Source organism: Nocardia sp. NPDC005998, assembly GCF_040614395.1.
GTDB lineage: Bacteria > Actinomycetota > Actinomycetes > Mycobacteriales > Mycobacteriaceae > Nocardia.
In genome coordinates this window covers 99,188-123,166 of sequence record NZ_JBEXUI010000017.1, presented here as the reverse complement: position 1 = coordinate 123,166, position 23,979 = coordinate 99,188, and the positions used below count along the sequence as shown (strand labels likewise).

General features: G+C 66.6%; 19 protein-coding genes. 11 read left to right on the top strand and 8 right to left on the bottom strand.

Going from position 1 to position 23,979, the window contains the following annotated elements; translation table 11 throughout:
* Positions 1-823: 823 nt before the first annotated feature.
* Entirely contained in the window at positions 824-2,296 is a 1,473-nt protein-coding gene (locus ABZ293_RS22990; protein WP_355183712.1) for an AAA family ATPase, read from the top strand.
* 246 nt (positions 2,297-2,542) lie between these two features.
* Here ABZ293_RS22990 and ABZ293_RS22985 read toward each other — a convergent pair whose 3' ends face one another.
* Positions 2,543-3,439, bottom strand: a complete 897-nt coding sequence (locus ABZ293_RS22985; RefSeq protein ID WP_355183621.1) for a LysR family transcriptional regulator — start codon at positions 3,437-3,439, stop codon at positions 2,543-2,545.
* Between the two features lie 120 nt (positions 3,440-3,559).
* On the opposite strand from ABZ293_RS22985, the gene ABZ293_RS22980 reads away from it, so the two are divergent.
* The 7 genes from ABZ293_RS22980 to ABZ293_RS22950 all read left to right on the top strand — a co-directional run bounded on the left by ABZ293_RS22980 (position 3,560) and on the right by ABZ293_RS22950 (position 11,756).
* Positions 3,560-4,522, top strand: coding sequence for an EamA family transporter (locus ABZ293_RS22980; RefSeq protein WP_355183619.1), 963 nt, complete (start codon positions 3,560-3,562; stop codon positions 4,520-4,522).
* A 1,138-nt stretch (positions 4,523-5,660) separates the two neighbouring features.
* A complete protein-coding gene (locus ABZ293_RS22975) occupies positions 5,661-7,379 on the top strand; it encodes an FAD-dependent oxidoreductase (RefSeq protein WP_355183617.1) in 1,719 nt (572 codons plus the stop codon).
* Between the two features lie 132 nt (positions 7,380-7,511).
* Entirely contained in the window at positions 7,512-8,168 is a 657-nt protein-coding gene (locus tag ABZ293_RS22970; protein ID WP_355183615.1) for a pyridoxamine 5'-phosphate oxidase family protein, read from the top strand.
* A gap of 71 nt (positions 8,169-8,239) precedes the next feature.
* The gene (locus ABZ293_RS22965; RefSeq protein ID WP_355183613.1) at positions 8,240-9,475 is read left to right on the top strand and encodes a MurT ligase domain-containing protein; all 1,236 of its coding nucleotides are present in this window, start codon (positions 8,240-8,242) and stop codon (positions 9,473-9,475) included.
* Positions 9,472-10,194, top strand: coding sequence for a glutamine amidotransferase (locus tag ABZ293_RS22960; protein WP_355183612.1), 723 nt, complete (start codon positions 9,472-9,474; stop codon positions 10,192-10,194). Before ABZ293_RS22965 ends, ABZ293_RS22960 begins: the two co-directional genes overlap by 4 nt.
* 154 nt (positions 10,195-10,348) lie before the next feature.
* Entirely contained in the window at positions 10,349-11,227 is an 879-nt protein-coding gene (locus ABZ293_RS22955) for a DUF2637 domain-containing protein (RefSeq protein ID WP_355183610.1), read from the top strand.
* Positions 11,228-11,330: 103 nt separating this feature from the next.
* The gene (locus ABZ293_RS22950; protein ID WP_355183609.1) at positions 11,331-11,756 is read left to right on the top strand and encodes a hypothetical protein; all 426 of its coding nucleotides are present in this window, start codon (positions 11,331-11,333) and stop codon (positions 11,754-11,756) included.
* A 48-nt stretch (positions 11,757-11,804) separates the two neighbouring features.
* On the opposite strand, the gene ABZ293_RS22945 is transcribed toward ABZ293_RS22950, so the two are convergent.
* The 4 genes from ABZ293_RS22945 to ABZ293_RS22930 form a co-directional block, all read right to left on the bottom strand.
* Positions 11,805-12,950, bottom strand: coding sequence for a putative zinc-binding metallopeptidase (locus tag ABZ293_RS22945; RefSeq protein WP_355183607.1), 1,146 nt, complete (start codon positions 12,948-12,950; stop codon positions 11,805-11,807).
* Positions 12,951-12,954: 4 nt separating this feature from the next.
* A complete protein-coding gene (locus ABZ293_RS22940) occupies positions 12,955-13,869 on the bottom strand; it encodes a transglutaminase family protein (protein ID WP_355183605.1) in 915 nt (304 codons plus the stop codon).
* Positions 13,866-16,784, bottom strand: coding sequence for a circularly permuted type 2 ATP-grasp protein (locus ABZ293_RS22935; protein WP_355183710.1), 2,919 nt, complete (start codon positions 16,782-16,784; stop codon positions 13,866-13,868). Before ABZ293_RS22935 ends, ABZ293_RS22940 begins: the two co-directional genes overlap by 4 nt.
* 72 nt (positions 16,785-16,856) lie before the next feature.
* Positions 16,857-20,438 carry a transglutaminase family protein gene (locus ABZ293_RS22930; RefSeq protein ID WP_355183603.1) on the bottom strand — a complete coding sequence of 1,194 codons (3,582 nt, stop codon included), beginning with the start codon at positions 20,436-20,438 and terminating at the stop codon, positions 16,857-16,859.
* Between the two features lie 164 nt (positions 20,439-20,602).
* Here ABZ293_RS22930 and ABZ293_RS22925 point away from each other — a divergent pair, with 164 nt between their 5' ends.
* A complete protein-coding gene (locus tag ABZ293_RS22925) occupies positions 20,603-20,812 on the top strand; it encodes a hypothetical protein (RefSeq protein ID WP_355183601.1) in 210 nt (69 codons plus the stop codon).
* A 53-nt stretch (positions 20,813-20,865) separates the two neighbouring features.
* Positions 20,866-21,510: a hypothetical protein gene (locus ABZ293_RS22920; protein WP_355183599.1), complete on the top strand. Its 645-nt coding sequence runs from the start codon at positions 20,866-20,868 to the stop codon at positions 21,508-21,510.
* A 3-nt stretch (positions 21,511-21,513) separates the two neighbouring features.
* Here the strand turns inward: ABZ293_RS22920 and ABZ293_RS22915 are convergent, their stop codons facing one another.
* From ABZ293_RS22915 to ABZ293_RS22905, 3 genes are read right to left on the bottom strand one after another with little or no spacing between them, the layout of a single operon-like run.
* The gene (locus ABZ293_RS22915; protein WP_355183597.1) at positions 21,514-22,173 is read right to left on the bottom strand and encodes a LysE family translocator; all 660 of its coding nucleotides are present in this window, start codon (positions 22,171-22,173) and stop codon (positions 21,514-21,516) included.
* A 43-nt stretch (positions 22,174-22,216) separates the two neighbouring features.
* Positions 22,217-22,825, bottom strand: coding sequence for a recombination mediator RecR (gene recR, locus ABZ293_RS22910; RefSeq protein WP_354954554.1), 609 nt, complete (start codon positions 22,823-22,825; stop codon positions 22,217-22,219).
* A gap of 13 nt (positions 22,826-22,838) precedes the next feature.
* Positions 22,839-23,171 carry a YbaB/EbfC family nucleoid-associated protein gene (locus ABZ293_RS22905; RefSeq protein WP_355183595.1) on the bottom strand — a complete coding sequence of 111 codons (333 nt, stop codon included), beginning with the start codon at positions 23,169-23,171 and terminating at the stop codon, positions 22,839-22,841.
* Between the two features lie 181 nt (positions 23,172-23,352).
* On the opposite strand from ABZ293_RS22905, the gene ABZ293_RS22900 reads away from it, so the two are divergent.
* Positions 23,353-23,964, top strand: a complete 612-nt coding sequence (locus ABZ293_RS22900; protein ID WP_355183594.1) for a hypothetical protein — start codon at positions 23,353-23,355, stop codon at positions 23,962-23,964.
* Positions 23,965-23,979 lie beyond the last annotated feature (15 nt).

Here is a 23,979-nt window from a genome sequence, read left to right as displayed (position 1 = left end):
TCACTACTGTCCTGGAGCCGCTGCGGCCGTTCCCGTTGAACGGCTGCTTTGCGATCGGCCCTGCTTTCCTCACGGCCAGACAGGGTCCGAGCTCGCTTGCTCGGGTGGTACTGGAACCCCTTGGCCAGCGAGGTCGTTCGGGCCCGCACCGACCGGGCTCGTCGGGTGGTTCGTCGGACCGGGTTCGTTCGAGCCGAGTTTGCTCGAGCCGAGTTCATGGATCCGGGCTTCGTTGGGGCCGAGGTCGTTCGGGCCGGGTCCGAGCGATCCGGCACCTCGGCTGAGACCGGGGAGTACGGTGAGAACAGGATGCCCATTGGTGACGAACTGATGCCGATTCGGGCGTCCGAGTCTCGAACTCGCTGTTGGATCAGTGTTTTCGAGCCGCCTGCTAGCAGTGGTTAGTGGCGGCGTGTCACCCGGCTCGCCCGCTGTATACACCACGGCGCGGGGCATGAACCCCGTGCTAGCGTTGATTCGCATTCAAGCGCCGAGCTCTCTGCTCGAATTCCGAGCAGATGGGGGAACAGTGACAACTAACGACCACAACCCGACTTCTCCGCCCTGGCTGCAGAGTCACTCGGTGGATACGGCCGAGGTCACCACCGACTCTTCGGGTCAGCACACGGCGCAGGACGAGGCGGCCGAATCCGCAACCGCCGACGCGGCACCCGAGCACGCAGGCGACGGGCACGAGACCGCCGAGGCCACCGACCAGCACGAATCCGAGCAGCCCGACGAGCCCGCACAGTTGGAGCCCGGGCAATTCGCCGGATACCCCGTGGGGCCGATGGATCAGACCACGACCTACCCGCAGGCCGGGATGCCACAGCAGTACGGACCGCCCGACGGCTTCGCGCCGCCCGGTGCGCCGGAGCCGTACGGGCCTTACAGCACCAGCCAATTCGCGCAGCCGGGTCCTGGGCAGAGTGGTAGCCACCCGGTGCAGCCCGAGCCGTCCTATGGTGAGTTCCGGCAGGATATCGGGCCCGATGGGCTGGTCCGGCGGGTGTCGCAGGATGGTCACGGCGAACCGCAGAGTGGGCCGATCTACAGCTGGGCGCCGCCACCGCCGGTGCAGCCGCCGATGTATCAGCAGCCGCCCATGGGGCAACCGCCGATGGGGCAACCGCCCATGGCTCAGCCGCCCATGGGTCAGCCGCACGCCGGGCAGTTGCCCTATGCGGAACAGGGTCCGCCGGGCTATGTGGATCAGGGGCCGAATACCGGTCAGATGCCGTACGCCGAGCAGGGGCCGCCGCCCGGATGGCAAGGCGGGCCGCCGAATCCGTATCAGCCGCAGCAGCCGTTCCAGCCGCAGCATGTGCCGCAGCCTGGGCAGCCAGGGCATTCGGTCAATGATCTGAATCTGCTCAAGCGGGCCCGCAAGGCACCGCGCAGTGGCTGGCGCCGGGCCGTGCACAAGGCCTCCGGCGGCATGATCAATCCGGGTGAGTCCGCGGCGGATGTCGTCTACCGCGATCTCGTCGACCGGGTGAATCAGCCGGTGCGCGGCGACTATCGGATCGCGATCCTTTCGCTCAAGGGTGGCGTCGGCAAGACCACGACCACGGTCGGGCTCGGATCGACGTTCTCCTCACTGCGCGGCGACCGGGTCATCGCGATCGACGCCAATCCCGACCTCGGCACGCTCGCGCACCGGGTGCCGCGGCAGACCCGCTCCACCGTGCGCAACCTGCTCGAGGACAGCCACATCACCAGGTACTCCGATGTCCGGGCGCATACCTCCCAGGCACCGAGCCGACTGGAAGTGCTTGCCAGTGAACAGGATCCAGCGGTTTCCGAGGCCTTCAGCGAGGCCGACTACCGCCAGGCCATCGGCATCCTGCAGTCGTTCTACAACATCATCCTCACCGACTGCGGCACCGGCTTGATGCACTCGGCAATGGCCGGTGTACTGGATATGGCCAGCTCGCTGGTGCTCGTGACCTCCCCCGCCATCGACGGCGCCCGCAGCGCCTCCGCCACCCTGGACTGGCTCGACCACCACGGCTACGGCAAGTTGGTCGAACGAACCGTGGTGGTGGTCAACGCCTCTCGCCGCGGCGCCTCCACCGTCGACCTGGACCAACTACGCAAACTCTTCCTGGACCGCACCCGAGCAGTCCAGGTGGTCCCCTTCGACGACCACCTCGCCGAGGGCGCCGAAATCGACCTCGAACTGGTCAGCAAACCAACCCGCCGAGCCCTCCTCGAACTAGCCGCCATGGTCGCCGACGACTTCAGCTACATCGGCTCCCAGCAATACCGCCCAGGCCCACCCCGCCACCACTAACCCCCAAACCGGCCGCCCCGCCTCCCCCGGCACTGGCGCAGAACATTTGGCTACCTCGCACAGAGACACCCTGTGCGAGGTAGCCAATTAGTATGCAGCACAAGGTTGTCGGCCCCAACAGGCCGTGCCGAAGAACCAAGTTGGACAGCCGATCACCATGCGCTGATGCAGGTAAACGTCGAGAGCGATGCTGCATCAGCGCATTCTCGAGGGAGTGGGGTGGTCTGGGGAGGCTGGTGGTGGGGGTTATTCGGCTGTTACTTGGTGGGCGGCGGTGTGGAAGGCGGTTAGGACGGTGGCTATGGCGGGGCGGGTGGCGGCGTGCGGGCGGGTGGCCAGTTCGTAGAGGCGGGCGGCGCGGACGCCGGAGAGGCGTAGGACCGCGAGGTTGGGGTGGGCCACGGCCCAGCGGGGCATGAGGGCCACGCCGTAGTTGGCGGCGACCAGGGTTTCGATTACGCGGAAGTCGTTGAGGCGCTGGGCTATACGGGGTTGGACGCCGGTCATGGTGGCGATGGAGCGTAGGACATCGTCGACCGGGAAGCCGCCGCGGACGCTGAGCCAGGTTTCCTCCGCGAGTTCGGCGGGTGTCACCTCGGTGCGGCCAGCGAGCGGATGCGTCAGGGCGACAACGACATCGGTGGGTTCGCGCATGATGACGGTGGTACTGACACGCGGGCCTGCGATACCGGGCGAGCGCTCGTCGCGGTGGGTGAGGACGATGTCGTAGTCGGCGAGCAGGCGCGGCACTTCGCTCGGCGGAACATCCTCGTCGCGGGCGATGACCTCGACGCCACTGTCGGCGAGAGCAGGCAGCACCCGCGGCAGCAATAGTGCGGCGCCGGATGGAAACAACGCGACGCGGACGCGACCGCGGGCAGAGCCGCGATGGTGGGCCATCTCGGCCACGGCGCGGTCCATCGCGGCTAGCACCTCGTCGGCGCGCACGACGAGGGCGTGCCCCGCATCGGTGAGGCGCACCCGCCGACCATCGGGCTCGAGCAAGGCGACGCCCGCCTCCTTGCCGAGCACCTTGAGCTGCTGCGACACCGCAGAAGGCGTCATCGAAAGCGCCTCCGCGACAGCCGCAATCGTCCCGCGATCCGCGAATTCACGCAGCACCCGCAGCCGCTCAACAGCCATCGGCGGCCCAACACTGGGGGCTCGACTGGGATCGGGGTTCGAGATCATTAAGTGATGCTACATTGATAGTGCATATTTATTCGATTGTTCTTATTTGTTTTATTACTCACGATAAAGAACGTGACGAATCGTGATCGACTGCTCGGGCTCGCTGTTGTGGTGCTCTGGGGGCTGAACTTCATTGCTATTCGGGTGGGGCTGGACCACTTTCCGCCGTTCTTTTTCGCTGCGCTGCGGTTTGTGGTGATCGCGGTGCCGGTGGTGGTGTTCGTTCCGCGGCCGGAAGTGCCGATGCGGTGGTTTCTGCTGTACGGCATCGGATTCGGGATTCTGCAGTTCGCGTTCCTGTTCACGGCGATGCGGGCGGGGATGCCGACCGGGTTGTCCTCGCTGGTGCTGCAGTCCTCGGCGCCGTTCACGGTTGTGCTCGGTGCGCTGATGCTGCGGGAGCGGTTGCAGGGGACGCAGCTGTTCGGCCTTGCGGTCGCGGTGGCGGGCATCGTGGTGATCGGGGTCGATCGGGCGCAGCATGCCGCACTGCTGCCGGTGGTGCTGACACTGGCGGGCGGGCTCGGTTGGGCCTTCGGCAATATCGGGTCCCGGCTGGCCACCGCATCAGGTGGCGTCAACCCGCTGCACCTCACGCTGTGGATGACGGTTGTGCCACCGATCCCGCTCTTCGCACTCTCCGCACTCACCGAGGGACCGACAACCGGTCTGCGCGCACTCACCGACGCCACCTCCCCCAGCGGCTGGCACGCACTGCTCGGGCTCGCCTATATCGTCGCGCTCGGCACCATCACAGGCTCCGGTCTGTGGACCTACCTGATGAGCCGTTACCCGGCCAGCACTGTTGCGCCGATGTCCCTGCTCGTCCCGGTGGTCGGCATCCTCGCCGCCTGGGCCGCATTCGGTGAGGACCCGACGCCGCTATCGCTGCTCGGTGGAGCAATCGTGATCGCAGGTGCATTCGCGGCAACGAAAGCCGGGCGCCGCGATGCGCCCGCGACAGCGGAATCGGTTCCAACCGTTGCGGCATCGGATCGGCCCCTCGGCGGGCAACCCCGATTGGTCGAGGCCTGACCCACCAGCGACAACGGACCCCGGCCCGGGTCCGTTTCGGTTTGCCGACGCAGTCATGAGCGAGCGGCACCTCGCCGAGCGCCACGCAAGTGCCGACTCGCGGCGATCTCGCCGAAATCCCCACCGAAGGAAACGAATTCGGCCACCAACGCGGCGTGGACCTTTCGGCGAAATGCAACAGCGCACCGTCACCACCGCAACGGTTGCCGTGACTCGTCCCGCCAGGTCGGACCAGTTGCCCCGAGCCATCGACATGGCGGGCTGCGGACCCTAGCTCGAGCTGCCACGTCTCGCTGCACCATGACGAACCGGTTGCACCGAGCCGTCGGCCTCCTCGCGACGGCCGGGCGCAGCGCCGCGCCACCATCACCCGCAACAGCGTTGCCGTGATCGTCCCGCGGGCGAACCGTTGCGAAGCATGGGCATGGTTGAGGCAGCAGCGCGCCACCGCTGCTTGCAACATCGCTGCCACATCTGGCCGCCCGAGGACAGACCGGTTGCGTCCAACAGCACTCGAGCCAGCCCGTGAGAAGCCTCGAAGCGGGCGACCTATCTGATGCTTCCGTCGAACCCCGGCAGCATCCATCGACGCGGCGTCGGCAACGGCGCACCACCATCACCCGCAATAGCATTGCCGCACCTCGTCGCACGCCGGGTCGAACCGGTTACGCCGAGCCATCGGCATAGTTGGGGGTGACACGCAGCACACCATGGCCCGCAACAGCACTGCCATAGCCAGTCGCGCCATGAACCGGTTACGCCGAACAGCACTCGACACAGCCTGCGATAAGCAACACACGCCCACCGCAAGCGAGCTACCTGGCGCTTTCGCCGAAGACCGAAAGCGCCGCCCACCGCAACGCCCCGACCTGCGAAGGTTGCGTACAACCTCGGTTCCAGGAAGTAACTCGGGTCGCTCGCACAGCCCGGTAATGTCTGCCCCGCTGTAATCGCGAACCTGTCGAGACCGATCGGGGTTCGGGTGGCGGCGTCAGGGGTGGGTCGGGGTGCCCGCCAGTTGCCGCTTTACAGTGTTTGCGGCGGTAGAGGTCAGGTCCCGAGGCTAGGCACGAAGAAGCGCATGGCAGATCAACAGTGGGCCGTTTCGCGGCGAGCAATGCTTCGCGGGACGGTCGCGATGGGGGTAGCGACGGCGGGGACGCTGTCGGCCGGTGCGCTGAGACCGGCGCCTGCCGCGGGGAGTCCCGGTGGCAGGCGGGTCGCGGTATTCGGCGGCGGGGTCGCGGGTTTGACCGCGGCGCACGAATTGGCCGAGCGCGGATTCCAGGTCACCGTATACGAGAGACGCGCGCTCGGCGGCAAGGCGCGCAGCATTCCGGTGCCGGGCACCGGATCGGGGGGACGGCCGGACCTGCCCGGTGAGCACGGCTTCCGCTTCTTTCCCGGCTTCTACCAACACATTCCGGATACGATGCGGCGAATTCCGTTCGCGGGCAATCCGAATGGCGTCTGGAACAATCTGATCGGCGTGCCCGAGGCACGTTTCGCGCGACGCGACGGCGACGATTTCCGACTACCGCTCGGTCCCAAGGCTCGCACGAGTTTTACTCCGGAGGCGTTCCGCGAAACTGTGGGCGCGACGATTTCCACGGCACTGAAAATGCCCGCCGATGAGGGCGCCTACTTCGCCGATCGACTATTGGTCTTCAACTCCAGTTGCGACGCCCGCCGCTACGGCCAGTGGGAATACACCTCGTGGCGTGATTTTGTCGGCGGGCACGAGCGCTCCCACGAATTCCGCGCACTGCTCTCGCGCACGTTGACCAGCATCATGGTGGCCGCGAAGGAGGATGTCGCCAGCGTCCGGACCATCGGCACTATGGGCGAACAGTTCCTGGGCAACCCCTTCGAGGTCGGCAACGATGGCGCACTGGACCGGGTATTGAACGGCCCGACCAATTCGGTCTGGATCGATCCGTGGGTGCAGCGGTTGCGCGAACTCGGTGTGCAATTCGCGCTGGGCACCGAGGTGCGCGGGCTCGACATGCGCGATCGGCGCATCGCCTCAGCCCGCGTCGTCGACGAGACCGGTACCACGCGCGGTGTCGACGCCGACCATTTCGTGGTGGCGCTGCCCGCCGAACAGGCCCGCGCACTGTGGTCGCCCGACGTGCTCGCGGTGCGTCCGGAACTGGCCGCGATGGATCGGCTGTTCGTCGATTGGATGAACGGCATCCAGTTCTATCTGCGCAGGCCGATGGATATTTCGCGCGGTCACACCGCCTATATCGATGCGCCGTGGTCGCTCACCTCGATCACCCAGAATCAGCTCTGGACGCGCAAACTCACCGAATTCGGCGACGGCACCGTGCAGGATTGTCTTTCGGTCGATATCTCCGACTGGAACACCCCCGGAATGCTCTACGGCAAACCCGCCAAGGAGTGCACACACGAGGAGATCGCCCGCGAGGTATGGGCCCAGCTCACCGTCCATCTCAATGATCGCGGTGAGCTGCTGCGCGATAGCGATCTGCATTCGTGGTTCCTCGATACGGGCATCAGCTGGCAGGAATCGCAGCGGCGCAATGTCAATGCCGACCCGCTGCTGATCAATACCGCCGGTTCCTGGGATTGCCGACCGGAGCCGCACGGCGCGCTCGAAAATCTTTTCCTGGCAGGCGATTACGTGCGCACCAATGTCGACCTCGCGACCATGGAGGGCGCCAACGAATCCGCGCGCGACGCGGTCAACGCCATTCTCGAGGTATCCGGCTCGAATGCCGAGCGCTGCCGCAAGTTCACCCTCTACCGGGTCCCCGAGTTGGAACCACTGCGCCGCATCGATGCCGAACGCTATGCCGCGGGCCAGCCGAATCTGTTCGATGTGCGTCTCTAACCCTGGACTCGCTGCGCGAATCACCTTAGAGTGCCAACGTAATCACTGATTTCGTCAGCACATGGGTAACTCGTCGGGTACGCCCAAGAGTCGTTCAGCATGTACCCGGCGGCCCGGAACGGGAGTCTGCACGTGCACAACGACCGGCAAAAGTTCCGGGGAGGCGGGGGAGTCATCACCGACCCGGCCGACCTGCGGCAGCTGCTCGGGGAGGTGCTGCCGCGAGCCGCGACCAAGGAGCGCATCGCACTCCATCCGCGCGACCGCGACTGGATCGCCGCCACCCCGTTCATCGCCCTGAGCACCAGTGATGCCGCGGGCAACTGCGATACCTCGCCGAAGGGCGATCCGCCGGGATTTGTGAAGGTGCTCGACGACACCACCATCGCCATCCCGGAACGACCAGGTAACCGCAGGGCCGACGGCTATCTGAATATCCTCAGCAATCCGCATGTCGGGCTGCTGTTCATGATTCCGGGCCGCCGCGAGACGCTGCGCATCAACGGGCGGGCCCGGCTGGTCCGCGACGCTCCGTATTTCGATGACATGGTGGTGCGGGGACACCGCCCGATCCTGGCCATCGAGGTCGATATCGAGCAGATCTTCTTCCACTGCGCCAAGGCGTTCATCCGCAGTCACCTGTGGGAACCGGAGCTGTGGCCGGAGGACAACCTGCCCAGTCCGGCCTGCCTGGTCAAGGAGGTCCAGACCAATGTGACGGAGTCGGTGGAGGAACTGGAGCGCCACTACGCGCCGGAGAATTACAACGCCAAGCTGTACCAGGAGTGAGCGCCGTCACTGCCGGCCAGCGAGCGGCCCGCAGCGAATGCGTCGGCGAGCAGAACACATAGACTCGCGGCGTGGCAGAGATAACGGTGCGCGGGCGGCTCGCCCTGCGGGCAGCGGCGGCGGCGTCGTGGGCCTCGCAGAAGGCGGGACGCGGCAAAGGATCGATGATCGGCGGGCTCATCGCGCTGCAGATCGATAAGACGATCATGGATCAGCTCGGCCGCGGGCGGCGCACCGTGCTGGTGACCGGCACCAATGGCAAGTCGACCACCACCAGGATGACCACCGCCGCACTGAGCACACTCGGCAAGGTCGCCACCCAGGCCGACGGCGCGAATATGGACGCGGGCATCGTGGCCGCGCTGAGCGCACACCGCGGCACACCGCTGGCCGCGATCGAGGTGGACGAGCTGCATCTGCCGCATGTCACCGATTCGCTGAACCCGTCGGTGGTGGTCCTGCTGAACCTCAGCCGCGACCAGCTGGACCGGGTCGGCGAGATCAATATGATCGAACGCAGGCTGCGCGCGGGGCTGGCACGGCATCCGCAGACCGTGGTGATCGCCAACTGTGACGATGTGCTGGTCACCTCCATTGCCTACGACCATCCGAATGTCGTTTGGGTGGCGGCGGGCAGCGGCTGGTCGATGGATGCGACGAGTTGTCCGCGCAGCGGTGAGCCGATCGTGTGGGAGGGCGCGCACTGGCGCAGCACCGGCACGGATTTCGAGCGGCCCGAGCCGAATTGGTGGCTCGATGGCGATGAACTGGTCGGGCCCAACGGTATCCGGCTGCCGCTGAAGTTGGCGCTGCCCGGACGGGCCAATAAGGGCAATGCCGCACAGGCGGTCGCCGCGGCGGTCGCACTCGGTGCGGATCCGGCGGCGGCGGCGACCGCGGCGGGTACGGTGCGCGAGATCGCGGGCCGCTACCGGACCGTGCAGGTCGGCGAGCATGCCGCCCGGCTGCTGCTGGCGAAGAATCCGGCGGGCTGGCAGGAGGCGCTGTCGATGATCGAGCCCGATTCGGCCGGTCTGGTGATCGCGGTCAACGGGCAGGTGCCCGATGGCGAGGATCTGTCCTGGCTGTGGGATGTGCGGTTCGAGCATTTCGAGGGCGTGCAGGTGGTGGCCGCCGGTGAGCGGGCCACCGACCTCGCGGTGCGCCTCACCTATGCCGGGGTCGAGCACACCACGGTGCCGGATCCGTTGCGCGCCATTGCATCCTGTCCGGCGGGACGGGTCGAGGTGCTGGCGAACTACACCGCGTTCCGGGATCTCAACCGCGATCTGGAGGAGCAAGGATGAGCGCATCGCGCAGCGAATCGACCGTACGTATCGGCTTGGTGTTGCCCGATGTGATGGGCACCTACGGCGATGGCGGCAATGCGCTGGTCTTGCGCCAGCGGCTGCGCATGCGCGGCCATGACGCGGAGATCGTCGAAATCACCCTCGCCGACCCGGTTCCCGAATCACTGGACATCTATACCCTCGGCGGAGCGGAGGATTCGGCGCAGCGGCTGGCCACCCGGCACCTGCAGCGCCACCCAGGTCTGCAGCGGGCCGCCGCGAAAGGCGCTCCGGTACTTGCCATCTGCGCCGCCATCCAGGTGCTCGGCCACTGGTACGAGACCTCCTCCGGAGAGCGTGTCGACGGTGTCGGCCTCATCGATGTCACCACCTCGCCGCAGGCGAAGCGCGCGATCGGCGAGGTGACCACCACCCCGCTGCTCCCCGGCCTCACCGCCGCCCTCACCGGATTCGAAAACCACCGTGGCGGAACCAAACTCGGCGGCGACGCGACCGGTCTCGCGCACGTCACCCGCGGCGTGGGCAACGGTGTCGGCGACGGCCTCGAGGGTGTGGTCCAGGGCTCCACCATCGGCACCTACATGCACGGTCCAGCCCTGGCCCGCAATCCCGAACTCGCCGATCTGCTCCTGCGCCGCGTCCTCGGCGTCGATGAACTCCCGCCACTGCACCTGCCCGAGGTCGACCAACTGCGCCGCGAACGCCTGCGCGCCTGATCACCGCTGCGCGGGCGGCCGTGGGTGATCGCTCCGCGCGCAGCGGGACAGCCGCGTGGCCGGGTGGTCGCGCGGCGTGCTATGGGCGCAACACAAGGCGCTTTTCGCCTAGGGCTTCAGCGGAATACCGAGTAATGCACGATACGCTCCCGCTATGGCGACGATCACATCAGCGAGATCGGATCGGCTCGAGGAGCATTCGGCACCGGAGGACTACCGGCTGTCCCTGGTTACCCGACTACGGGCATGGCGGCCGCGTCCGCTACATGCCTCGGCGATCGTCACCGGCATCGTCGCACTGACGTCATTCGAAATGTCGTTTGCCGCATTGCACGACCTGTCGGTGCGAAACCTGGTAGCTCCGGCGCTCGCCGCGAATGTGCCGATCGCCATCGACGGCTTGGTCATCGGTTCGATCATCGCCACCGCCACCTTCCGGAGGGGAAGTTCGGCATGGTGGTACGCGACCGGACTGTTCGTTGTCTGGACCCTGGTTTCGGTTGCCGGAAATATCGAGTACGCGCGCGAAATCGGGGGTAGCCCCGTGTCTTTGTCGCTGTATGCGGGCATGCCGTTGACGATGCTGTTCGCGGTGCATCTCACCCTGATGCTGTTCGGGCGCGGACGCGAGCGCACCCGCGCCGCGGATCCCGCCCCGACGCACGAGGATCAGGACCCGGCACCGCACGAGGACTACGACCTGGCACCGCACGAGAATTTCGACCGAGCACCGCAACAGGATCACGACCGAGCACCGCTACCGGATGAAGCCGAAGTGGCGGAGGAGGATTGGGACCCAGCGGAAGCGGAGGATTGGGACACCGAGGACGATTCGGACCCGACACCGCCGCCCGAGCGTGTCGTGCCGACGCGGATTCCCGTAATCCTGGCGACTACCGACCCGCTGCTCGTCGCTCCCAAGAAGATGCTGACCAGCGCACAGCCCGGGACCGTGCACTCGGCGTCGCCGCGAATCACTCCGACGTTCGCGACCGCCGGGCCGAACGGCCAGACCAAGATCGACCCCATCTAGCACAGGCGAGAGCGGACCGGCCGTCTGGGCGGTAGGCCGTGCCTGAGGTGCTCACCCTGCTCGAACTGCTTCAGCCACAATCGGACACGTCGATGGAGAAACGATGGCTTTCCACGTTTGGCAAGACCAGGGCATAGATCAATTCCGGGAGATCGCGGGCCGACTCGCGTCGGTGATCCAGAGCGGTATCGATCGATCGGGCGCATTGAACCAGTTCGCCGAATCGGTCAACAACGGCGAAGCATTCACCGAGCTGATGATCGAATACTCGTCCCGGTGGTTCACCGAAACCGGCGGACGCTCCATCCTGATCGGGCCGGAGCTGTTCTGGCTGCTATCGGAGCCGAGCCCGCGCCGGGCGTCCGGCACCGGCCTGCGGGCCCAGGAATCCTATTTGGATACCGAATTGACGGCCGGACAGCGGGCCCGGATTCTGCTGCTCGTCTGCGTATACGAGGCACTGGCGCAAAACCAGTGGGCACCGGAAGGCATTGCGGAACATATGATCGCGACCAATGGCGTCGGCTAGGTAGCGCGCAGCACGACGTAGAACCGCGCGCACGCACGGTGCGCGCGGTCAGCGGGGGTCGGCAGTGGCGCAGAGGTCGTGGACCAGCCGCATTTTCTCCAGCACCGGGTCGGGCAGAACGAAGGGGTAGAGGTCGTCGTGACCCATGGAGCGGTTCACCATATTGAGTGACCAGGCCAGCGGGAGCCAGAGGTCGATGATGCGGTCGAAGCCGGCGCGGCCCACCTGGGGCCGGTCCAGCGTGGCGCCCGCCGGAGCGAACCCGAACGCGGCCGCGGTGTCCAGGGTGTCGCGGATGTGCAGGTAGTGGGCGAAGGTTTCGGCCCAGTCCTCGGCGGCGTGCATGCTGGCGTAGGACGAGACGTAGTTGATCTCCCAGCCCGCCGGCGCGCCCTCGGCGTAGTGGCGGTCCAAGGCCGCTTGGTAGTCCGCGTTCGGATCGCCGAACAGGTTCCGGAAGCGTTGCCCGGCATCGTCATCGGCGATCAGCACGTCGAAGTAGTAGTGGCCGATCTCGTGGCGGAAGTGGCCGAGCAGGGTGCGATAGGGCTCATCCATTTCTATGCGCAACTGTTCGCGATGGGGGTCATTGGCCTCGGCCAGATCCACCGTGATCACACCGTTCTCATGGCCGGTGATGACGTGGTCGGTGGCGCTGGAGAGCAGATCGAAGGCCAGGCCGGTCTGCGGATTCTTATCGCGACCGACGATCGGCAGACCCAGTTCGACCAGTTCCATGATCAATCGTCGCTTGGCCGCCTCGGCTTCGGCGAAGGCCTGCATGCCCGCGGCGTCGAGATCATTGGGCCGGGTCCGGGTCAGGCGGCAGGACTCGCAAAGTCGCGGTCCCCCAGTGTCATCGGGTGCCGGTGTGGCGGTGCTCTGCCAGGCATCGGCTGCCGCACCGGATTCGGTGCCGGGCGGCGGACCGATCGCACCGGCCGAGACGCCCGACTCGCCCGGTAGCGGCACCAGCCAATTGCACTCCGCCACATGCAGGTTGTCGCAGAGACGGAAGCGCTCGCGATCGACAACCCCGGCCGATCGGTCCACCGCGGCGTCACCGGGCGGATCGCCGATCACCACCAGCGCGCGGTCGGCGAGACTGAAACCCAGTGGGCTGAAACAGGACAGGCATACGGAGTTCTCGAAGGCCAACTGCTGTCCACAGTTCGGGCAGGTGAAATCGCGCATTTCGCTACACCTCCACCGGCGCGACGTCGACGGATACGGTGATGGAGCTCTCCTTGGCGTCGGTATAGATGATGCCACGCAGCGGCGGCACATCGGCGTAATCGCGGCCCCAGGCGACGGTTACATACCGCTCGTCGGCGAGCTGGTCATTGGTCGGGTCGAAGCCGATCCAGTGACCGGTCCGGTCGTGCGCGGTATCACCGGGCATCCACACCGCCGACCAGGCGTGCGTCGCATCCGCGCCGATCATGCGCTCCTTACCGGGCGGCGGATCGGTTGCCAGATAACCGGATACATAGCGCGCGGCGAGGCCGTGTGAGCGCAGGCAGGCGACACCGATTCTGGCGAAGTCCTGGCAGACGCCCGCACGGGCCGCGAAGACGTCGGCGACCTTGGTGGATACCGTCGTCGAGCCGGACTTGTAGGTGAAGTCCCGGTAGATGCGGGTATTGAGTTCGGTCACCGCGGCCAGCAGTGGCCGACCGGGGGTCAGGGATTCGGCGGCGTATGCGGTGACCTCGGCCGTGATTTCGGGCGGATGCAGGTCGAGGGTGAATTCGACCGCCAATGGGCCGTTCGCGGTGTTCGGACGCGCCTGCTCCCACGGTTTGTCGGTCGCGCTGATCGCGCTCCGGTCCGGTACCTGCACCTCGACCATCGAGGCACCGATGACCACCAGCTTCGTATGTTCCGCCGTGACATGGAAATACGAGGTGGTGTTGCCGTACACGTCGGTGCCGATCGACCGGTCCGATGGCATCGGATCGATATGGATCTCGTGGGCGAGCAGGCGCTGCCCGGGAAACTCCCGCGGCGTCAGATACGCGCGACCGTAGGAGCTGCTGACCTCGTCGGAATATTTGTAAGTAGTGCGATGCTCGATCCGATAGCGCCGGACAGCGTCATTGGGCGCCATCATCCAACGACCCTCGTACTACCCCATAGCGGCTGGATGCCAACCGGCAGGGCCAGTCTCGTCGTCTCGAACGATTCGGAGACCTTGCGCAACCGCAAGTGCACGCCCTCCAGCAGCTCGGCCAGTTCGGTACGCCTGCCCTCGGCGTCGGTGCTATCCAGATCGGCCGGGTCGACGCGGCTCAGCATGCGCTGTGCGTCGGCAAGTAACCGTTGCGGGCGTGCGGATCCCGACGCGCCGGGCAGCGCCTGGAAGTCGGCCTCCAGCTGATCGAGTTGATAGGCCAGCGAACGCGGGTTGCTCGCATCGAAGAGCAGCAGTCCGGCCACGGCCGATACCCGCACCGAATCCCGGTACCGCCGACGGTAACTCACCGATGATTCGGTGGCCTCCAGCACCGCTTCGGTGACCACGCGCTCGGCCGCCACCGGATAGGTCTTCGTCAACGCGGCGGCCAGCAATGCGGTCAGCGACAGCCCCCGTTCGATGCGCTTGCCGATATCCATGACATACCAACCGGTATCGCGCACCAGCGATTCGGCACCGATTCCGGACAGTGACAGCAACGCCGCCAGTGACAGCGAATGCACCGCCGACAGTGCCGACTCCTGATCGTCGCCGGTGAATCGATATTCGGACAGCGCCCGTTCCATCGAACCCAGGATCATCCAGGTATCGGCCGACAACTGGTCCCGCACGGCCCGCGCCGCCGACCCGTACCGATCGATCGCGAAGGCCATCGAACCGGACATATACCGATCGATGGTCAATTCCACCAGATAGTCGTGTCCCTCTCGGCCCGCCCCCGGCACCACCTGCTCAGCGGCAGCAGCCTGATCCGTATCCGCCCCCGCGGCAACATCATTCGTGCCGGCTGGCTCGGATTCATGAGCGCTGGAATCGGGCCTCGGTTCATCCGGATGTTGTTCGGACCCCGAAGTAGGTTCCGTACCGGGCGCGCCCGCCGCCTGTGACTGCGCCGCATCCGAACCCGTCACTCCCACAGCAGAACTCGGCTCGATCTTTGCCACCACAGCGGGCCCGTGTACACCGCCGGGCAGCTCACTCAGTGGCGCCGAGGTACCGGTGGTGCGGGCCAGGGCGGCCATGAGCGCAGGCAGCGCGTCGGCGCCTTCCAGCCACGGCTGGTAGCGGTAGTCCTGATAGCGGATGTGGGTCGCGATCAGCAGCCGCACCACGGCTTCGGCGCGTTCGCTGTAGCGGCCCATCCAGAACAGGTCATTGAGCACGCGGGGTGAGCTGACCGGTTCGAGTGCGGGGGCACGGCGTTCGCGTTCCTCGCGTGCGAGTTCGGTGCCGATCGCGGCGACGGCGGTGGGGGCCGCGCGGACCCAAATATCCTTGGCGCCAACCTTGATGACCACTCGCTCGGGCAACAACCGCTGACGCAACTGCCCCAGACCACCCTCCATCGCGGTATAGCCGCCGCGCCGGGCCAGCGAGAACAACCGCATACCGACCGGAGCCGAGGCCAGCCCGCCATACCCCTGGACGGCAGGTGCGACCGAGAATTGCGCCGGCTCCTGCCCGACCCACTGCCAGCCGCTGTCCTCGATCCGGGTGGCGAGTTCGGCGCGCTGGGCATTGGACAGTTCCGGCCCGAACAGCGTCGCCCCGTCGACCGCCGAACGGATGATCAGCCGATCCAGATTGGCGATCAGATGCGAGCGTTCGCTGTCGTGGCCGCCCCAGTAGGTCGGCGCACTCTCCAGCGCCAACTCCTCGCCGAGCAGGGCCCGCGATATCCGGGGCAGGAATCCGGCCAGCGCCGGATTCTCCAGCAGCCCGCTGCCGAGGGTATTGACCACGGTCACCGCACCGCGCCGCAGCACCTCCACCAGGCCGACCACCCCGAGCCGCGAATCCGGCCGCAGATCCAGCGGATCGGAGAATTCGGCGTCCACCCGGCGCAGCACCACATCGACCCGCTTCAAGGTGCCGAGCGAGCGCATCCACAGCGCGCCGTCGCGCACCACCAGATCCGCGCTCTCCACCAGCGGAAAACCCAGTGTCGAGGCCAGATGGGCCTGATCGAAGGCGGTTTCGGAGTGCACACCTGGACTCAGCACCACCACGACCGGATCCTCGTCATCGGCCATCGGCGCGGATTCGATCAACATCAACCGCATGGCCCTGGCGAACGGTGTCAACGGGCGCGGATTGGAGCGCTCGAAGGCCTCCGGAATCGCCGTCGACACCACCCGGCGGTCGGCCAGCGCGTAGCCGGCGCCCGACGGGGCCTGTGCCCAGTCCGCGATCACCCGGAACTGTCCGTCACTCCACCGGCTCAGATCGCAGGCGTGCAGGAACAGCTGATGCCGTCCGGGAATCGTGATGCCGTGCGCAGCCCGCACATATCCGCGGTTGCCGAATACCAATTCCGGCGGCAGTAGGCCGGTGGTGATGGTGCGGCGCGCGCCGTAGATATCGGTGAGCACCTCGTCCAGCACTCGTGAGCGCTGCACCAGCCCGGCCTCGAGCCGGGTCCAGTCGTCCGCGGACACCAGCAGCGGAATGGGATCCAGGCGCCAGGCCGTCGGCAGGGCCGGTTCGCCGGCCGCGCCCACTTCGGTGTAGTAGATGCCATCGTCATCGATCAGCCTGCGCACCCGGCTGTCCAGCCGCCCGAGTCCGCTCGTGCCCAACTCGACGAAGTCGGCGGACAGCTCCGACCAGATATGCCGCACACCGCCGTTGGCATCGACCAATTCGTCGTAGTAGCCGCCCATCGGCCGACCGCATTCGTCGAAGGACCCGCTATCGGCCCCCTCGGCGCGGTATATGGCGAACTGTTCGGCGATCTGCTCGCGCACGCCGAGACGTCCGGCATTCGGCGGCGTCGACTCCCCCCGCGCGCCGGATTCCCGGGCGCCCGAGCCTCGCGCCTCGTCGCGCATAGTCACCGCGCCGACCTCGCTTCCCCTGTCAGACATTGTCCAGTGCGCCGCGGACACCTGTCCGACCTCGCCTTACCGATTGCTGACCAGTCCCCACACCGTCCGTGCCCGGCGCAGATCGAGAATGCCCGGCGCTCCGATATCAGTGGACTGTGCTGTCATCTTCGCACGTAGTTCCCCCAGATCGACCCGGGCCGTGGTGTGCCCGGCCGCCTCGAACCTGCGGTTGCGGCGTGATTGCGCGACCACCGCGTTGACCGGCGGCTCGTCGAAGGCCATGCCGCCCGGATGTGCGACGTGATACGTGCAGCCGCCGCGGGACAGCCCGGTCTCGGCGTCGATGAGATCGAAGACGAGCGGCGCATCGACGGTGATCGACGGGTGCAGCGAGTTGGGTGGCTGCCATGCGCGATAGCGCACCCCGGCCACCTGGACGTCGGCCTTATCGGTGGCCAGCAGCGGCACCGGCATCCCATTGCAGGTCACCACGAAGCGGTCCCGGTCCGCGCCGACCACCCGCACCTGCAGCCGCTCCACCGAGGAGTCGACATAGCGGGCGGTGCCGGTCGCCGCGGTCTGCTCGCCGAGGGTGTTCCACGGCTCGATCGCGCCACGCAGTTCGAGTTCGACATCGCCGAGCACCACGGTGCCGATGCGTGGGAAGCGGAATTCGGTGAACGGGTCGAGCCAGGAGGTGTCGAAATCGATACCGTGCGCGCGCAGGTCGGCGGCGACGTCGGCGATATCGGTCATCAGGAAATGCGGCAGCAGATAGCGGCCGTGCAGATTCGCACCGTGTCGAATCAGCCTGGCCCGCAACGGCTCCGACCAGAATCGCGCGACCAGGCCGCGAACCAGCAGCGACTGCACCAGCGCCATCTGGAAATGCGGCGGCATCTCGAACCCGCGCAGCTCGACCAATCCCAGTCTGCCCCTAGCGGTTTCCGGGCTGTACAGCTTGTCCACGCAGAATTCGGCGCGGTGGGTATTGCCGGTGAGATCGGTGAGCAGATGCCGCAGCGCCCGATCGATATGCCATGGCGCGGACCGCCCATCCGAATGCTTGCTCAACCTAGCGATTTCGGCGAAGGCGATCTCCAATTCGTACAGCGCGTCCTCGCGCCCCTCGTCCACCCGAGGGGCCTGCGAGGTCGGCCCGACGAACCGACCGGCGAACAGATACGACAGCGACGGATGCCGCTGCCAGTAGGTCAGCATCGACACCAGCAGATCCGGACGGCGCAGCAGCGGTGACCGCGCGGGGGTCACCCCACCGAGGGTGATGTGATTGCCGCCGCCGGTCCCGCTGTGCGTGCCGTCCACATCGAAGGATTCAGTGCTCAGCCGGGCCAGCCTCGCCTGCTCGTACAGCGTCGAGAGCAGGTCGGACTGTTCGGCGAAGGACGCGCTCGGCTGCACATTCACCTCGATAACGCCGGGGTCCGGCGTCACCGAAAGGGTGCGCAGCCGGGCATCGACGGGCGGGGCGTAGCCCTCGAGTACCACCGGCTGTCCCAGCGCGATCGTGGCGGCATCGACGCGCCGGAGCAGATCGAGGAAGTCGTCGAGTTGCTCCAACGGCGGCAGGAAGACGTGCAACCTGCCATTGCGCACCTCACCGACGAGTGCGGTGGTCGGCTCCCAGTCCGCGTCCGCCACCACCGCGGGTGGTTCGGTGCGTTGGGCCCGCAGCGGTCCCATGAACAGCGGGTCGCTGTCGGGCCGTGGCCGCGGCGGCTGCCAGGAGATGGCATCCAGCGGTAGCCGCAATCCGGCGGGCGAATCGCCCTCCGACAATACGATTCGGCCCTCCGGCTGATCGGCTGACTTGCCGCGACGCATCCGCCAGTCGGCACTGGCCCACCCGGATCCGTCCGCACGCCGATACAGCGGAAGCACATACGCGACGGGCGCGGTCACCGGATCGTCGAGCCGCGCCAGCAGCTCCTTGCGGGCCTGCGCCGAATCCTGGCCCGGTTCCAGATCATCGCTCGGATCCACCGGATCACCCTGCGGCGCACGGACACTGCCCGCCAGCCTGGCCAGCGGGTCCTCGAAAGCGGGGCGCACCTGGGTATCCGGGAGGCCGAGACCCGCGGCGACATGTGCGATCAAAGCGCGCGCCGACTCCGCATCGGCACGCATCGGCCATTGCGTACGCCGGACCGCCGCACCGTCCGCGGCCGCCGCACCGTTGCCATTTCCGGCCGACGCGGTGGACGAATCCGAAAGGTGCTGTGCCCCAGTCGTATTCTCGACGCCAGCGGCCGAATCACCGGCCGCATCCACCTGCTGCCGGGCTACGCTCCCGGAATGCTCGGCCATCGGCTCGACGCCGACGCTATGCCCCTCCGGGACCACGGCGACCAGCTTGGGCGGCATCCACGGATCGGTCAGCAGATCCTGGCGCGTCCAGACCGGTTCCCCGTCGGCACGCCAGGCAACCGCGATCTCCCAGCGCGGCAACGGTTCTCCCGGATACCACTTGCCCTGCCGGTATTGGACGATCCCGGTCGGCGCATAGATGCGGCGCAGGCGATCGGCGAGATCGACGGCTCGCTGCCGTTTGTGCGTACCGTCGGCTTCGGTGGTCCATTCCGGGCCGGTCTGGTCATCGATCGAGACGAAGGTCGGCTCACCGCCGATGGTCAACCCGATATCCATCGCGGCCATCCGCTCGTCCACCGCCGCACCGGCCGCGGTGATCCGCTCCCACTGGGATGCGGTGTAGGGCAATGTGGTTCGCGGATCCTCGTGCACCCGGCGCACAGTATTGGCGAAATCCATGGTCGCCTCGGTGCGCCCGGTCGCCCCGGTGATCGGGGCCGACGAGCTCGGATGCGGTGTCGCGGCCAACGGTATGTGGCCCTCCCCCGCGAATAGGCCCGAGGTCGGGTCCATCCCGACCCACCCCGCGCCGGGCAGATACACCTCGGTCCAGGCGTGCAGATCGGTGAAGTCGGCGGGCGGACCCGACGGCCCGTCGAGCGAGGGCACGTCCTGGGCCAACTGCACCAGATATCCGGAGACGAACCGCGCCGCCAACCCGAATTCGCGCAGGATCGACACCAGCAGCCAGGCCGAATCGCGGCACGACCCGATCGCGACGCGCAGCGTATGGTCCGGCGATTGCACGCCCGGCTCCATCCGAATCGTGTAGCCGACGTCATTGCGCAGCGCATGATTGACCGCGACCAGGAAGTCGATGGTGCGCGGCCGATCGGTCGGCGTATGCGCGCGCACCCAATCCCGGACCAGCGCACCGGGGCCGCAACCGGGTTCGGATTCATCCACCGGCCGCAGATATTGCTCCAGATCCGCGACCAGTTCCCGGCCGTAGGCGAACGGGAAATGCTCGGCGTAGTCCTCGACGAAGAAGTCGAACGGGTTGATCACCTCGAGATCCGCGATCAGCCCAACGGTGATCGACAGCTCCCGCGCCGGATTCGGAAAGACCAGCCGAGCAAGGAAATTTCCGAATGCGTCCTGCTGCCAGTTGCAGAAGTGATCGTCCGGGGTGACCCGCATCGAGTAGGCCTCGATCCTGGTCCGCGAATGCGGCGCCGGTCGCAGTCGCACCACGTGGGGATGGACCTCCACCAGCCGGTCGAAGGTGTAGGTCGTCCGGTGTTCGAGCGACACCTTGATGCCCATGCAGCAAGTTCACCACACCCTGGCCGGGTGTGGTGCGGCATGAGCAGTAGGTTTCCGGACAGCCGCTGTCCCGATGCTGTCGCGCGACACGCGCCCGACCTCCCACCGGCCGGCGCGTGTGGGTGCTATGACCGATTCACGAACCGATCTCGTCTGGAGGTCATATGCGTGCGCCGAACTGTCCGTCCTGCGAATTCGCCATCGACCACTGCCACGGCACCCTGATCGTTCACCCGGCCCGAATCACCGAATGCACCGACGCCGACTGCATCGATTTCGACCACGCCCGACACACCTTCGTCATCGATTGCGCCGACGTTGCCGGCGGCTGCACCTGCACCGCACCGACCCGGGATACCGCAAGCACCGCCTGAACACACCCGGCTGCGCCGAACTTGCTGCGATCGCGCCCCCGTAGGCTGGGCTGGTGAGTTACGACCACGTCTTGTTGCCGTCCGGTGCCGCCACGACGATCGCGCAGGTCGACGCGTATCTGGCCACCCAGCAGGGTAGACCCGAGACGGAAGCGGTCGCGGCGATGGCGGCCGAGCTGAACAGACGCAATGCCGAGCTACCCGAACAGGACGGTTTCCTGAGCACGGCTCCGCTCGGCGGCGCGGCGACCGGTGCGGTGCTGCCCGTTCCGTGCCCATACGACGCGATCGGATTCGTCCGGCATCTGCTGTTCGAGATCGCGACGCCGCTGAACTACGCCGTCTACGATCCGCAGCTGGCCTGGTTGATCGATCCGGCCGGACATGTGCCCGCACTGGTCACGCACGGTGGCGCCGGTGAATTCCCCTATGTGACGAAGGCGCTGACCGACCAGTGGATCGCCGAGCTGGCCCCGCCGAATCCCTATCTGGTCGTCGAACGCGATGAGCAGATCTATATCCAGACCTACCGCGACAAGTCCGGGACCTTCACTCTCGAATATCGAGATGGGGCCCCGGACAAGCACTTCGGCGTAACCGTCACCGACCCGCAGATCGTGGCGGAGCTGATCTGGGATTGGGCCATCGACGACCGCAGCCGCCTGCAAACCCTGCCCTGGAGCCGAATCACCCTGTGACGGTTACTGGTTCTGCACGGCCAGTCGACCGGCGAGGGCAATGAAGGAGGCCCCGAAGATCCGGCGCATCCACGTGACCACCGCGGGTCGCGATATCACGTGGTTGCGCACGGCGGCTGCGCACGCTCCGTATACCGCGAACACCACGAAGGTGGCGAGCATGAACAGCCCGCTCAGTTCGAGCATGCGCGCCAGCGCATTCGGCGCACTGTCATCGCTAGCGATCGCTTGCGGGTCGCTCGAAAGGGTCGGCACGAACTGGGGCAGGAAGGCGAAGAAGAAGATCGTCAGCTTCGGGTTGAGAATATTGAGCAGCACCGCCGAGGTGATCACCTGCCGCGCCGAGGGCGCACCATGGGTTCCGGTCTGTTCCTCCGGTACGGCGAGCGCACCCTTGTCCCGGAAGGTATTCCACGCCATGTACAGCAGGTAGGCGACACCGAGATATTTCAGTGTTTGAAAGGCGACGGCACTCGCGTTGAGCAGTGCGGCCAGTCCGGTCACGGCCGCGACCATGTGCGGAATGATGCCGAGTGTGCAGCCGAAGGCCGCGATCACGCTGGCTCTTGTCCCCCGGGACAGTCCGGCCGCCAGCGTGAACAGCACGCCGGTTCCGGGGGTGGCGACGATGACGAGCGTGGTCAACAAGAACTCGATGCTCATCCCCGACACAGTAACGCGTGTTCGGTCGGGCGCAACCCCCGATTTACAGTGTGCGCCGACCCGATAGCGCGCGGCCGAGCGTGAGCTCGTCGGCGAATTCGAGATCGCCGCCCATCGGCAGGCCGGAAGCCAATCGCGTCACCGAAAGACCCGGAAAATCGCGCAGCATGCGCACCAGGTAGGTGGCCGTCGCCTCGCCCTCGGTATTCGGGTCGGTCGCGATGATCACCTCGGCGACATCGACGCCGTCCTCCTGATTTCCGATGCGCGCCAACAGTTCTCGAATGCGCAGCTGGTCCGGTCCGATGCCGCTGAGCGGGTCGAGCGCGCCGCCGAGCACGTGATAGCGGCCGCGGAATTCCCGGGTGCGCTCGATGGCCTGCACATCCTTGGGCTCCTCGACCACACAGATCATGGTGCGGTCGCGGCGCGGATCCGAACAGATGCGGCACATTTCGTTATCCGAGACCGTGCCGCAGACAATGCAGAACTGCACGCCGTCGCGCACCTTCTGCAAAGCGGCCTGCAGCCGGTCGATTTCCGGCGGCTCCACCTGGAGCAGATGAAATGCGATGCGCTGCGCACTCTTCGGACCGACGCCGGGTAGCTTTCCCAACTCGTCGATCAGATCCTGGACCGGGCCCTCGTACAAAGACGTCCTCGGATCAGAAGTCGGGCAGACCGGGCAGCGCCCCGCCACCGGCCAGCGGACCGAGCCGCTCGGCGGCCAGCTGCTGCGCATTGGACATGGCGTCGTTGACCGCGCCGATCACCAGATCCTGCAGACTCTCGACATCGTCGGGATCGACGATCTTCGGGTCGATCGCCAGCGTGACGACCTCGCCGGTCGCCTTGATCGTGACCTTGACCAGGCCACCACCGGCCTGACCCTCCACTTCGGTCGCCGCGATCTCGGCCTGGGCCTGCATCACCGCCTGCTGCATCTGCTGCGCCTGGGCGAGTAACTGCTGCATATCGAACTGACCACCGGGCTGCACGGCTTGTCCTCTCTGCGGAAAGTATCGCCGTCCAGCGTAGTGGGCGCCGCTGCGGGCCGTCCGTCCGGAGCCCGGTGCCCGACCGACGGCCAGGTAACGATTGGATCTTCAACGAATGCGGCGCAGGGCCGCCATGCCTACCATCGATTTGGGTCGGGTGTGGTGATTTCTGGAGACAGCAATGAATGCGAACCGAGTTCTTTTCATCAGCACCCTGGCGCTTTCCTTGGGCTTCCCCAGTGTGCTCCTCGGGGTCGCGAGCCCCGCCGCCGCCGACTCGGGCGTCCCCGATTCCGATGTCGTCGATTCCGGTGTCGTCAACGCGGCGCTGGACTACGGCAGCGGCTGCGTACTCTACCCCGACAACCCGACGGCCACCATCGATTCGCTCCGATTCCGCTGCTCGGCAGTGCAGCAGGACGCGATCTTCCACGACGCCCCGCGCGGCAACGTGCCGAGCGGCGTGACCAACGGCTGGGTCACCCGGCCACCGGTCATGCAGGCGGTGGCCCCGTCGCTGTGGATCGGCAAGACCTTCTATACCGGCCCCGACGGTGGCTTTCTGGTGAACCGGGTCACCAGCGCGGGCCTAGAGGCCTGGAAGGCCGACGTCTACACCGCCCCCGCACTCTCCGATGGCGGACCGGCCTGGGCGCTGAACTACGACCCCTCACCGACACCACCGGTCTACGACGAGATCCGCGAGATCACGCCCAATGTGTGGTTCGGCTACTCCTGGTGGCGTGGCTATTTCCAGACCACCCTGCTGCTGACCTTCGCGCTGACTTACTAGTGCGGTTACTTGACT